11 protein-coding genes and 1 riboswitch are annotated in these 13,208 nt (G+C 41.0%); all 11 genes read right to left on the bottom strand.

All coding sequences use genetic code 11. The features are described 5' to 3' along the window. On the bottom strand, window positions 1-1,047 hold a 1,047-nt coding region (gene grdC, locus G593_RS0114985), incomplete at its 3' end, for a glycine/sarcosine/betaine reductase complex component C subunit beta (protein ID WP_029732230.1). A 128-nt stretch (window positions 1,048-1,175) separates the two neighbouring features. After that, complete coding sequence (grdA, locus tag G593_RS0114990) at window positions 1,176-1,649, bottom strand: glycine/sarcosine/betaine reductase complex selenoprotein A (protein ID WP_081445653.1); 474 nt, start codon at window positions 1,647-1,649, stop codon at window positions 1,176-1,178. 78 nt (window positions 1,650-1,727) lie between these two features. Then, window positions 1,728-2,045: a thioredoxin TrxA gene (trxA, locus tag G593_RS0115000; protein ID WP_005331244.1), complete on the bottom strand. Its 318-nt coding sequence runs from the start codon at window positions 2,043-2,045 to the stop codon at window positions 1,728-1,730. A 48-nt stretch (window positions 2,046-2,093) separates the two neighbouring features. Then, window positions 2,094-3,032, bottom strand: a complete 939-nt coding sequence (gene trxB, locus G593_RS0115005; protein ID WP_029732231.1) for a thioredoxin-disulfide reductase — start codon at window positions 3,030-3,032, stop codon at window positions 2,094-2,096. A 101-nt stretch (window positions 3,033-3,133) separates the two neighbouring features. Continuing rightward, window positions 3,134-4,444 carry a glycine reductase complex selenoprotein B gene (gene grdB, locus G593_RS0115015; protein ID WP_081472199.1) on the bottom strand — a complete coding sequence of 437 codons (1,311 nt, stop codon included), beginning with the start codon at window positions 4,442-4,444 and terminating at the stop codon, window positions 3,134-3,136. Between the two features lie 19 nt (window positions 4,445-4,463). Next, window positions 4,464-5,732, bottom strand: a complete 1,269-nt coding sequence (locus G593_RS0115020; protein WP_029732232.1) for a glycine/sarcosine/betaine reductase component B subunit — start codon at window positions 5,730-5,732, stop codon at window positions 4,464-4,466. A gap of 89 nt (window positions 5,733-5,821) precedes the next feature. Continuing rightward, window positions 5,822-6,214 carry a GrdX family protein gene (locus tag G593_RS0115025; protein ID WP_005331254.1) on the bottom strand — a complete coding sequence of 131 codons (393 nt, stop codon included), beginning with the start codon at window positions 6,212-6,214 and terminating at the stop codon, window positions 5,822-5,824. Between the two features lie 190 nt (window positions 6,215-6,404). Next, a riboswitch (glycine riboswitch) is annotated at window positions 6,405-6,519 on the bottom strand. A 369-nt stretch (window positions 6,520-6,888) separates the two neighbouring features. Beyond that, entirely contained in the window at window positions 6,889-8,259 is a 1,371-nt protein-coding gene (locus G593_RS0115035) for an alanine/glycine:cation symporter family protein (RefSeq protein ID WP_022279692.1), read from the bottom strand. 313 nt (window positions 8,260-8,572) lie between these two features. Then, window positions 8,573-9,937 (bottom strand): alanine/glycine:cation symporter family protein, encoded by a 1,365-nt coding sequence (locus G593_RS0115040; RefSeq protein ID WP_029732233.1) that lies wholly within the window; start codon window positions 9,935-9,937, stop codon window positions 8,573-8,575. Between the two features lie 221 nt (window positions 9,938-10,158). Continuing rightward, entirely contained in the window at window positions 10,159-11,592 is a 1,434-nt protein-coding gene (purB, locus tag G593_RS0115045) for an adenylosuccinate lyase (RefSeq protein WP_029732234.1), read from the bottom strand. 121 nt (window positions 11,593-11,713) lie between these two features. After that, entirely contained in the window at window positions 11,714-13,141 is a 1,428-nt protein-coding gene (purF, locus tag G593_RS0115050; RefSeq protein ID WP_005342124.1) for an amidophosphoribosyltransferase, read from the bottom strand. Window positions 13,142-13,208 lie beyond the last annotated feature (67 nt).

Below are 13,208 nucleotides of genomic sequence, written 5' to 3' on the forward strand. Positions count from 1 at the left end.
TCCGATTACGTTCTGTGGTGCGGAACCTGTTCCTACACTGTGGCGTCCAAGCATGCTAAGGTCGATCTCCGGATTTACTCCATCGTTCTCTGCAAGGATTACACAGAAGCCGCCAAGGCAGTCCTCAAGGATTGGAAGACCTTTCTTGATGTGGTCTTTTCCGTTCATTCCAAGTTTTGCTGTACAACCTCCGGCTGTTACTGCTACACACTTGTATGCTCCGGATTTTACTAATGCTGCTGCCTCGATCAGTGCATGGGTCGGTGCTGCACAGAATCCTCTTGCGTCTGATCCTGATGCGCTTACAAGTCCTGCAACCTCTGCTGCAGCTTTTGCAAAGTTACCGCCGCCTCTCTGGTTCATGTCTCCACATGCTTCCTCTGCACAGTCAATAACATACTCTACATCTGCTTTTTCGATTCCTGCGTTACGTACTGCATAAAGAAGAGCAAGTACACTTGTTGCTTTACTCATTAAGTTCTCGTGCATTACGTGTGCGCTTAAGTTCTGATCGATATCATGTGCACGTTTTACACATCCAACCAGCTCGTGGTTGAAGTAAAGTGCCTCTGCGTGCTCATCATTTACATACCCCTCGATCTCGGAAAGCTCTACACCGTCTTCGATCTGGGATGAAATATCTTCTGTAATGATCGGGTTTGCTGCAAACTGACCTTTGTACTTCTCTACGAAGTTCTTCTCCAGTTTTACAACTTCAAACTGGTCACTGATCTGTACCAGGAATAAGAACTCTTCCTCAGGCATGATCTCACCGTATTTTCCATAACGGCTTGCATTCTCCATCTTCTTGTCATACCATGGAGCCTCTACCTGTGCCAGCTCATCCGGATGTACATTTCCGATGTATGTCTGGTTTGGCCAGTAAGCTACACAATCCTCATATGTACGAAGATGCTCTGGTACCTCTTTTAAGTACTCTGAATCTGGATTTACGATTCTCTCTGTTGTCTGAGTTGTTCCATTATATAAAACCATGTCAGGAGTATGTGCTAAGACATAACTTGCTCCTTTAATTACGCTATTCATTGTTTTCCACCTTCACCTTTCTTTAACAAAAGGACGGAGGGGTGAACTCCGCCCTTTACGACAACATATTTTCACATAATATGCGTCTTGTCAAATTATTTAATATTTAATACTTACGATCAATAATCTTACAGATATTTACAGTATTCGTCACGGATAGCGCTCATCTCACTAACGATATCGTCAACGTCGAGTACCATCTCCATCATGCTAACCTGCTCATCGTAAACTGCCTCATCGAACTCTGCCTTCATTTCAGGCTCGCAAACGTGATATACTGTGAGTCCAAGCTGGACCCCTGTCAATGGACCTGCGAATGTCGGATCTCCTGCTGTTACAGTCTCAGCTGCAAGACCTGCAGCTTCACCTTCTGCAGCACCAAGAACTACTACTAAGTTCTCTGCGCCGTATTCATCAGCGAAATCCTTTACTCTTTTCTGATTCTCTAAGTCCATTGCGCCTGCGCTCGTTCAGACGAAACACTCCGTAGATGAAAATACTACTTCAGCACCAGCAGTTTTTACGCACTCAGCGATAGCTGGTCCCGGAATTCCATCACGGTCTCCGATAATTATTGCTTTTTTTCCCTCTAAAATAGCCATAATTATGCTTTCTCCTTTCTTTTGGTAAAAAACATGTTTATAAATTAAAATATATATGACAAAGAACTCACCTAATTATTAGATGTATTTCTTGATCATCGCTTCGATTGTCTCCGGTGTACAATCATCTTTTACAAGCTCATCTACTTTTTCTCCATCTTTGTAGATTGCCATAACCGGAAGGCCAAGAATCTTCTGGCCGATTGCCAGACGACGAGCCTTTGTTGTATTCAGAGATGTAAACTTAAGTTTATCTCCATATGTGTCAGCGAACTCATGTACCTTTGGCATAAGTGCTGCACAAGGAACACATCCGTCACCGAAAAAGTCAACGAATACATATCCTTCAGCTTCCAGAACCTCTGTCTGGAACGTATTCTTATCTACTTCTATCATTGGTCTAATCCTCCTTTTAAGTCTTATTTATGAAATAGAATATATACTCTACGCCATGCTTCTCTCTACCATAACTGCAGCGATCGCTCCGTCAGCTGCAGCAGTAACAACCTGTCTCAGGCTCTTCACGCGTACATCACCAGCAGCGTATACGCCTGGGATATTTGTATGCATGTCCGCATCAGTTGGAATATATCCTCTTTCATCCATCTCAACACTTCCTTTGAAGATGTCAGAATTAGGAATAGTACCGATGAATCCGAATACTCCGAACATTCCGTCGTCTTCGTCAGCTTCAATCTTAGTAACTTCTCCAGTTTTCACATTCTTAACTGTCATCCAGGAAAGGATTCCATCTCCTCCAACTTCCTCAACAACTGTATCCCACATAAAGTGAAGTTTGTCGTTTTTGAAAGCTTTCTCCTGAATGGATTTTGCTGCACGCAGCTCATCACGTCTGTGAATGATTGTAACTTTTCTAGCGAATTTTGTAAGGTACATAGCCTCTTCAACAGCGGAATCTCCACCACCTACTACATATACCTCAAAATCCTCGAAGAAGTTAGCGTCACAAGTAGCGCAGTAAGAAACTCCTCTTCCAAGGAACTCTGCCTCACCCTTGCAGCCGATTGGTCTTGCATGAGCACCTGTAGCAATGATAATATTCTTTGCCTGATACTCACCTTTTTCACCTTTGAGGACTTTTACATCTCCCTCAAGTGAAACTTCTTTGATTGTGTCAGATACACGTTCAGCCCCAAACTTCTTAGCCTGCTCTGTCATACGTGCGATCAGAGACGGACCTGACTCCGGCTGATCTACAATCTGTCCAGGATAGTTTTCAATCTCATCTGTGATTGAAATCTGTCCGCCATCCTGTCCTTTCTCAACAATAAGAACTGACAAGCGACTTCTTCCTGCGTACAGTCCTGCTGATAATCCAGCAGGACCTGCACCCAGGACAATTACGTCATAAATTTTGCTCATAACGAAATTCTCCTTTTTTCATTTTTATTCTATAACGCTACATACAATATAGCACATAGTTTTCAAAAATGAAATGCATATTTTTTATAAAATGCACAATTTTACTCAAAAATTGTCTGTTTATCAACCTCTGTTGTAAGAGCTTCAAGAGCTTTCTTAACTAAGGATTTACGAAGTGCGTACTCCTCATCTTTATCCAGAGCCGGATTTCCAAGCGGATGTGGAATAGCAATTGTAGGAACGATTCTGTTAGCTCCAACTGTCATAGAAATTGGAGTTACAGTACACATATGAACTACTGGAAGTCCTGCAGCTTCAATAGCTTTTACCATCGTTGCACCGCAACGTGTACAGGTACCTCAAGTGGAGGTCATGATAACTGCATCAACACCATCAGCGATCAGCTTCTGAGCATACTCATCAGCGAATGCTTTAGATGATAATACGGCTGTTCCGTTACCAACTGTTGTATAGAATTTATTGTGAAGTTTTCCAATAACACCCTCACGCTCGAACTCACGCATAACGTCTACTGGAAGTACACGGTCAGGATCCTCGTTAGCGTATACCGGATCGTATCCACCATGAGCTGTCTCGTATGTCTCCTCTGTCAGATCGTTAACACCTGTAATGTCATACTCACCATATCTTGTAGCATTAGATGACTCGATGTGATCTGGATTACCCTTCGGAACAATACCACCAGATGTACACAGAGCGATTGTAGCTTTGCTAAGATCTTTGATAGCCGGGTTTGGAGCAACCTTGTCGAATGTCGGCATTGGGAACTCTGTTACGAATGGCTTACCAGCAATCTTCTTAAGAAGCATCTCAACAGCACGTTTTGATCCACGTTTCTCCTCGAATAAGTTTACACGGATACCGTTTGGCATGTAGTTGTCTTCGCAAGAGGCACCAATCTTCTCACCTTTAGCAAGTTTCATAGCAAGTGGAGCTAATTTTCCAACTGCATCTCTCATACCAGCTGCACTGTTCTTTGTAGGAACAATGTATACTTTGTCTTTGAACATATCAGCACCTGGGTTCTCAACGTACATTCCTGTAACTACCGGGATTCCAAGCTCCTCTTTGATCATATCGCAAACTGTTCCGCAAGCAACTCCGTAACGTCCTGCGTTGAATGCAGGTCCAGCGATGAACAGATCAGCATTCTGTCCTTTAACCATCTCAAGAATCTCAGCTTTAGCTTTTTCAAGATTCTCGTTGAAGTAAGAGTCACCACATACGATTGTAGCAACGATCTCAGCTTCATCTCCAAATTTCTGAGCAAGAGCGAGTCCTGGTCCTACGACCTCTCCTACGCGAAGCTCTGCAGGGTAATCTGCTTTTTCTTCTCCACCGATATTAGCGAAGAACTGGTTGATATAATGTACAACTCTAATTTTACTCATTATGATTCGTCCTCCCTTTCTATCGTGCACTCAGTACATTGAATCCTGTCTCGTTAGTTGCACCAGTCATACACTGAATCTCAACTTCAAGAGATCCGTCCTCCTGAAGAGTCTTGTCACTGGCACCAGCGATAACATTAACATAGTCTAAAGTTCCGATAACTTTATCAAGTTTTGGAAGGTGAATCAGCTCATTAGCATTTCCGCCTGTTACTACAGCATCTGCAGCCGGATCAGAGTCAGCAAGTGACTGAGATTTTCCATCACGTCCAGCATACTCATCTGTAATGATAACAGTCTTAACGCCTTCAGCCTCAATTTTCTTTGTATTCATGATAAGGTCTGTATCCGGGTTACCGAATCCCTCCTGAGATACGATTACAGCATCCAGGTCTAAGAAACGGCAAAGTTTTGCTGTCCAGTCAGAAGAACGCATCTTGTCTGCAAGGTAAACGTTCTCATTTGTAAGGATGTGGCAAACAAAGTTAATAGTTTTACCATGCTCCTCGAATAAATCGTGAATAACCGGGTTATTCTCGTGAACATATGTTGGGTTTTTATCACAAGCAGATACACAGTTACCAGATACGATAGCTCCGTCCATGATCTCTGTTGGTGTCATCAGAGTAGAAAGTGTCTTCTTAGCATCTACTCCGTATACATATGTGTCATGAAGAAGTCCCTGGCTCTGTAACATCTGTACATAAGCAACTCTCGGAAGATCTGGGAATTTTTCTTTTCCTTCCATAACCCCGTATGTCTCATAAACCTTTGTCTCATCTGGTGTAAGTTCACGTGCTAATTCCCCAAGATATACAGCAACTCTGAATCCAGCGAAACGAACAGCTTTCTCATAATCATGCTGTTTGATGTCATCAACTGGCTCACATACCATAACAAGATTTAATGTTTTTGAGAACGGTGTATACTGTGCTCCAACACCTGTCATATCGATGATACCTTCCTGGAATCCAACGATCTTACCAGCTGTAACAACAGCCATTCCTTTTAATGCATAAGTTTTTCCTTCACCAACTGTATCTACTTTGTTGATTACTCCCGGGAAGACTCCTCCTCTTCCTTCAACCTTTACACGTGGCTCGATAACGTCTTTAACCGGTGTGATTCTCACTGACTCACCTGGTCTAGCAATATCAAATGATACGCTCTTAATGTGCTCATCCTCAAGAGCAACAGCCTCTACAGCTTCTTTGTTTACATAAAGAATTCCATCTTCGATCTTAGACTCTGCTGCGAACTGGATATCCTTAATGTAAATGTGTCCCATTTCCAATCTTCTCACTTATGGTTCCCTCCTTCAAGAATTTTGATATTATTGTGTAAGCTAAATGCTTTAACAACCTCTCGCTACTCGACCTACCACACATCTGCGGATGAAATAGCGCTTTGTAACAGGGTCCAGTCAATTAGCTGGAAGTCTTTGAACGTTTCTGGCATGAATTCTCTGTACTTTTCTGACTTGAACTCAAACTTTGCACAGGATCTTATGGCTCCTTCTATAATTGACAGTGACCTCTCATCCAGTTTTCCGGCTTTACGTGAGATCATAACCGACTTATATGGTGTTTCATTCGGCTTCACGCTTCCAGATAATGGATGTGATAAAAGCAAATGTCCTTCGTGTATCCTGTCTCTAACTTTCCCCAATACATCCTCATAAGAAATCTCACTATAATCCACTTCATGCTCTTCATCAAGCATCTGTGGAACTAATGGATTGTTCGTTATTATAATGTAATCTTTCTTCATTTTTTATCCGCCTTCCATTTTTGATTCCTTACTATAGATGAAATAAGTATTGTGTCATTCTTCCCAGCTATCCGGTAGGATTAAAAAAAGGCGATGCAACACCAATATTGTGTGCGCATCACCTTTCTGTCTTTTGTCTTGACCGTCCTTCTTAGATAGCTTTTCTTTTCAACACAAGATTCAGAACGCAGTCCCTTTCTCAGTCCTTTTGCCTGAAAGTTTCACCCCTGATATGTCCACCAACATACCTTGGCTTGCCTCTTCGGCGGTCTTCTTTAGTAAAGACTCTCTCTTAAGAAAGATCATCCCGCTATTCACTTTTATTTTTTATAGAGACAATGAATATCTCCCATTGCCTGTATCTATAATAACGTATTGTTAATTTATTTGCAACCCTTTTGCCATAACTTTCTTTTTTTAGTCAGTATGCACATTTCGCAATGTCCCTTTTTGGTCACAATTGCCATTGCATTTGTTTTGTCTATAAATAATATATTCAGTTTTTCACAATATTCTATTAGTTCACAAACAATTTTACCTTTTTATTATAAGATGTTCTACTTTTATTTATTAGCGCCCCTTAATTCAACGCTTTATCACAGTAAACTCCAGTTTATTTGCAACTGGAGTTTACTGATTCTACTATCAATTATTCAATTATTTATTGACGCCATCTATGAATTATTTTTCTTTTTAAAGTTTTTAAAGTAATCTTCATGCACCTGGCTGATTACTTTACTCAGCGCAAATAATGCAAGAATATTTGGTACTACCATCAAAGAATTGAAACAATCTGCCATATTCCATACAAGATCAACTTCTGCAAGTGATCCAAGGAACACACAAGCCGCTGCAACTACAGAATAGATTTTCACTGCTTTTGGTCCAAACAAATATTTGATATTGGCCTGACCAAAGAAATACCATCCTATAATAGTAGAAAATGCGAAGAAGAACATACAGATGGCTACGAAGATATCTCCACCTTTTCCATATAATGTAGAGAATGCATACTGGCTTAATTCAGCTCCCGTTTTTCCAGTTGGAATAGATTTTGTTGTCAATATTACAAGTGCTGTTAGGTTCAATACTATAAATGTATCAATAAATACACCTGTCATAGCTACAAATCCCTGCTCTACCGGATGGTCCACTTTCGCTACAGCATGTGCATGTGGTGTAGATCCCATACCAGCTTCGTTAGAGAACAATCCTCTCGCAACACCTTTTGTAAGAGCAAGTTTTACAGTTGCACCGGCTGCACCACCAACTACAGAACTTGGTGAAAATGCTCCGATAAAAATAGATGCAAATGCATAAGGAATGTTTTTATAGTTGTAAATAATTACGATTAACGAACCGACAATATATAATGCTGCCATAAACGGAACAATTGTCTCCGTAACTTTTGCAATTCGTTTCATACCACCCATGAATACGAAAATTGCGATTACTGCTACTACAAGACCCATAATCCACTGTGGAACACCAAACGCTGTATGGAAAGATGCTGCAATAGAGTTAGATTGTACGGCATTACCCATAAACCCAAGTGCCAGTGTGATCAGTATTGCAAAAATTCCAGCTAGGACTTTTCCAAATGTTCCCTTAAATGCTGCTCTTATGTAGTAAACCGGTCCTCCTGTGACCTGGCCGTCTGCTCCGACTGTCTTATACTTCTGTGCCATAATCGCTTCTGCATAGATAGTTGCCATTCCAAGGAATGCCGCGATCCACATCCAGAAGATTGCTCCAGGTCCTCCAATTGCAAGTGCTGTTGCTGCTCCGGCAATATTACCAGTTCCTACCTGTGCTGCAATTGCTGTTGCCAATGCCTGGAATGATGACATTCCATCCGCTCCGGCTTCTCCTTTCTTACTGAACAGACCGCCAAAAGTTCTTTTCATTCCTTCGCCAAATCCTCTTACCTGGATAAACCCAAGTCTGAACGAGAACCAAAGGCCCGCACCTAACAGTGCAATAATCAGTACGTAGTTTGACATGTAATTCTGAATCGTCAATACAATGTTATTTAATGTCTCCATAAAACGACCCCCTTTTCCTTTTCGAAAGACATTTGTAATAATGTATTCGTGCTTCTCGAGTTTTAGTATAACCGAAACAAATCTTTTTTTCAACAGAATTTTCTGTAAACAATGATTATTTTTTGTTTATTTTAGTATTTTCTTATATATATGCTTTTATTGCAATGCATTAATTGCTATTTTCTGAATATATATGCATTATTATTTTAAATTAACCAACCAGTTTTTAACGCTAAAGAAGCCCGGCAGTTTTAATTCTGCCGGGCTTCTTTTCTTAACACTATCTTAGCTTATGTTTTTTCTATTAATTAGTTTATTTTGCTTTGTTAAAGTTGGTGAAGTAATCTTTATGTACCTGACTGATCACCTTGCTTAACGCAAACAATGCAAGGATATTCGGGATTACCATCAAGGAGTTGAAGCAATCTGCCATATTCCATACAAGATCAACTTCTGCGAGAGATCCAAGGAATACACAAGCAGCTGCTAATACTGAATAAATCTTTACTGCCTTAGGTCCAAATAAGTATTTTACATTGGCCTGACCGAAGAAATACCAACCAATGATTGTTGAAAATGCGAAGAAGAACATGCAAATTGCAATAAAGATATTTCCGCCTTTTCCATATAATGTAGAGAATGCATACTGGCTAAGTTCTGCTCCTGTCTTTCCACTTGGAATAGACTTCGTTGTCAGGATAACTAATGCTGTCAGGTTCAATACGATAAATGTATCAATAAATACACCAGCCATAGCCACAAATCCCTGTTCTACCGGATGATTAACTTTTGCCACCGCATGAGCATGCGGCGTAGATCCCATACCAGCTTCATTAGAGAACAATCCTCTTGCTACACCTTTTGTAAGAGCTAACTTAACAGTTGCACCGGCTGCTCCACCGACTACAGACTGTGGTGCAAATGCTCCTACAAAGATAGATGCAAATGCATAAGGAATATTCTTGTAATTGTAAACAATAACGATCAATGCACCTACGATATAAAGTGCTGCCATAAGCGGTACGATTGTTTCTGTAACTTTCGCGATACGCTCAATACCACCTGCAAATACAAAGAGTGCGATTACTGCTACAACAACTCCCATAATCCACTGTGGAATACCAAATGCTGTATGGAAAGCTGCTGCGATAGAGTTAGACTGAACTGCGTTACCCATAAATCCAAGTGCTAATGTGATTAAGATTGCAAAAAGTGCTGCAAGTACTTTTCCGAATGTTCCTTTGAACGCTGCTCTGATGTAGTATACCGGTCCTCCTGTTACCTGACCATCTGCACCAACTGTCTTGTACTTCTGTGCCATAAGTGCTTCTGCATAAATGGTTGCCATTCCAAGGAATGCTGCGATCCACATCCAGAAAATCGCTCCGGCACCACCGATTGCAAGTGCGGTAGCTGCTCCGGCGATATTACCAGTTCCTACCTGAGCCGCAATAGCTGTTGCCAATGCCTGGAATGATGACATTCCATCTTTTCCAGCTGCGCCTTTTTTACTAAACAGACCACCAAAGGTTCTTCTCATACTTTCGCCAAATCCCCGAACCTGGATAAAACCAAGTCTGATTGAGAACCAAAGTCCTGCTCCAAGAAGTGCAATTACCAAAATGTAGTTTGACATGTAATTCTGAATTGTCAATACAATGTTATTTAATGTCTCCATATAGTTTCCCCCTTTTCACTTTAGATAGACATCATTCGTTACATTTTGAAGTTTTGCGAAGTTGTTTGTAACTTGCTAACTTTCTTTACTAAGAATTATAATTTATTAACATAAAATTTGCAACCAATTTTAATATAAACAGTGATTAATTTTGACAATTCGCAAAAATGGGCTAAAAAAGAAGCGAGTTTCCTCGCTTCTTAATACATTTTTTTGTATATTTATACATTAATTTCTGCTGTCATGCCAAGCACATCTTTGTTAGCTTCCAGAACTGGATCCACAACTTTTTTCAGGAAATTTTCCACCTGAAGCGGCGCGCGTCCAACATATTTTGCCGGATCCATCGTCTTCTTTAACTCTTCCTCATTCAGACCAAATGCCGGATCTGCTGCAATCAGGTCAAGCAAGTTGTTATCCAGACCTTTTTCCTTCACATTACGTCCGGCCTCCATAGAAAGCTCACGGATTCTCTCATGGAGTTCCTGTCTGTCTCCGCCTGCTTTTACTGCATCCATCATAATATTCTCAGTTGCCATGAACGGAAGTTCAGACATTAGCCGTTTCTCAATAACCTTCGGATATACAACCAGTCCATCTACAACATTCAGACAAAGATCCAGGATACCGTCAATTGCAAGGAATCCTTCTGGAACGCTGAGTCTCTTATTTGCAGAATCATCAAGTGTTCTCTCGAACCACTGTGTTGCAGATGTGATCGCAGGATTAAGTGCATCAATCATCACATATCTGGAAAGAGATGCAATACGCTCACTTCTCATCGGATTTCTCTTGTATGCCATAGCAGATGATCCTATCTGTGTCTTCTCAAACGGTTCCTCTACTTCTTTCAAATGCTGGAGCAGGCGAATATCATTGGAAAATTTGTGTGCACTGGCTGCAATTCCCGCCAGTACATTCAGTACTCTTGTATCAACTTTTCTGGAATAAGTCTGTCCTGATACCGGATAACACGCTTCGAACCCAAGCTTCTTTGCGATCATCGGATCAATCTGATCGATTTTTTCCTGATCTCCATCAAAAAGTTCCAAAAAGCTTGCCTGAGTTCCGGTCGTTCCCTTAGATCCAAGAAGCTTTAATGTACTTTTTACATATTCCAGATCCTGAAGATCCATCAGAAATTCCTGCATCCAAAGTGTTGCACGCTTTCCAACCGTTGTTGGCTGTGCCGGCTGAAAATGTGTAAAGGCAAGTGTCGGCTGACTTTTATAAGTATTCGCGAATTTTGCAAGTTCTGCAATAACATTTATCAGTTTTTTTCTTACAATTTCAAGTGCCTCAGACATTACAATAATATCTGTATTATCTCCTACATAGCATGAAGTTGCTCCCAGATGAATAATTCCTTTCGCCTTCGGACACTGCTGTCCATATGCATACACGTGAGACATTACATCGTGGCGCACAACTTTCTCACGTTCTTTTGCCACCTCATAATTGATATCTTCTGCGTGAGCTTTCAGTTCATCGATCTGCTCCTGCGTAATGGACAGTCCCAGTGCTTTTTCTGTCTCTGCCAGAGCGATCCAGAGCCTTCTCCACGTCTTAAACTTTTTATCCGTTGAAAATACATACTGCATCTCCTTACTTGCGTAGCGCTCTGAAAGCGGGCTTACATATCTATCGTAGCTCATTTTTCTTCCTCCCTGATATACCACATTTAAGTGATTTCTTCACATATTATTTCTACATTATCATTATACAGGATACTTTCTCCTGCTATCAACACATTTAATAAAAAATCACATTTCACAATTAATCAAATGCATGAGAAATGTCCTCTGTCGGAACTTTCATCGGATAATTTCCAGTAAAGCATGCATCACAATACGCCAGTTCTCCGACCATATCTTTCAACTTATCGATTTCCATATACCCCAGTGAGTCAGCACCGATCATCTCGCGGATTTCCTCCGTCGTATGAGAATGTGCAATAAGCTGATCATTGGACGGTACATCCGTTCCAAAATAACAAGGATGTAAAAACGGTGGAGAACTAATTCTTACATGAACTTCTGTTGCTCCTGCCTTTTTCAGCATTTTTATAATATTCGCACAGGTTGTACCACGTACGATAGAATCATCGACCATGACAATTCTCTTTCCTTTTACTACTTCCTCGATAACATTTAGTTTAATCTTAACACTGCTCTCCCTCTGGCTCTGCTTTGGTTTGATAAATGTTCTTCCCACATAACTATTCTTATGAAAAGCCATACCATAAGGTATTCCCGACTCTTCTGAATATCCTTTTGCAGCTACCAGACCGGAATCCGGCACACCAACTACAAGATCTGCCTCCACCGGATAAGACTGTGCCAATGCTTTTCCTGCCGTAATTCTAGAATGGTAAACATTAACTTTATCAATTGTACTGTCCGTTCTAGCGAAATAAATATACTCAAAAATACATCTCGCCTGCTTCTTAGGAGAGATTGCCATAGATTTATCTGATGTAATGCCATTCTTTGTAAAGCTTACAATCTCACCCGGTTCTACATCTCTTACAAATTCGCCGCCTACTGCTGCGATTGCACAGCTCTCTGATGCAAGAAAATATGTATTGTCTCTTTTTCCGATACAAAGCGGACGTAGTCCGAACGGATCTCTCGCTCCAATCATTTTTCTTGGAGAAATCACAACCAGTGCGTAAGCACCTTCTATCTTTTGCATGGCATTACGGACAGCTTCCTCTGCTTTTTCCGTCTTCAGTCGTTCTCTTGCAATATGATACGCGATTACTTCTGAGTCAATGGTCGTCTGGAAAATCGCTCCTGTATATTCCAGTTCATGACGAAGCTCCACAGCATTTGTCAGATTACCATTATGGGCAATTGCCAGAGTACCTTTCACATAGTTCAGAACAAGTGGCATAGCATTCTCTACCTTCGTTGCCCCTGCAGTTGAATAACGGACATGTCCGACACCAAGATTACCTTTCAACCCTTCTAAGGCTTCCTCATCAAACACTTCGTTTACAAGACCAAGCCCCTTCTTCGAATGAACTTTGCGCTCTCCGTAAGTGTCTGTCACTGCAATTCCACAGCTTTCCTGTCCTCTGTGCTGCAAAGCAAATAAACCATAATATACAGATGGTGCTACATCTCCTCCATCCATATCATATGCTCCGAATACACCACATTCTTCACCCATACCTGTTGTTATCTTCTCATAGTTGCTCATGAATGTAACTCCTTCTTCCTATCAGTCATCAGATGTTTTTAAGTATAATACAAGGCAGATGGAAATG

Source organism: Dorea sp. AGR2135, from assembly GCF_000420885.1.
In the GTDB taxonomy this organism is placed as follows: domain Bacteria; phylum Bacillota; class Clostridia; order Lachnospirales; family Lachnospiraceae; genus Dorea; species Dorea formicigenerans.

What these genes read in the sequence shown, in the direction of transcription:
- trxA (WP_005331244.1), bottom strand. Translation starts at nt 2,045, where the DNA reads ATGATAGAAGTAGATAAGAATACGTTCCAGACAGAGGTTCTGGAAGCT.
- trxB (WP_029732231.1), bottom strand. Translation starts at nt 3,032, where the DNA reads ATGAGCAAAATTTATGACGTAATTGTCCTGGGTGCAGGTCCTGCTGGA.
- G593_RS0115020 (WP_029732232.1), bottom strand. Translation starts at nt 5,732, where the DNA reads ATGGGACACATTTACATTAAGGATATCCAGTTCGCAGCAGAGTCTAAG.
- G593_RS0115025 (WP_005331254.1), bottom strand. Translation starts at nt 6,214, where the DNA reads ATGAAGAAAGATTACATTATAATAACGAACAATCCATTAGTTCCACAG.
- G593_RS0115035 (WP_022279692.1), bottom strand. Translation starts at nt 8,259, where the DNA reads ATGGAGACATTAAATAACATTGTATTGACGATTCAGAATTACATGTCA.
- G593_RS0115040 (WP_029732233.1), bottom strand. Translation starts at nt 9,937, where the DNA reads ATGGAGACATTAAATAACATTGTATTGACAATTCAGAATTACATGTCA.
- purB (WP_029732234.1), bottom strand. Translation starts at nt 11,592, where the DNA reads ATGAGCTACGATAGATATGTAAGCCCGCTTTCAGAGCGCTACGCAAGT.
- purF (WP_005342124.1), bottom strand. Translation starts at nt 13,141, where the DNA reads ATGAGCAACTATGAGAAGATAACAACAGGTATGGGTGAAGAATGTGGT.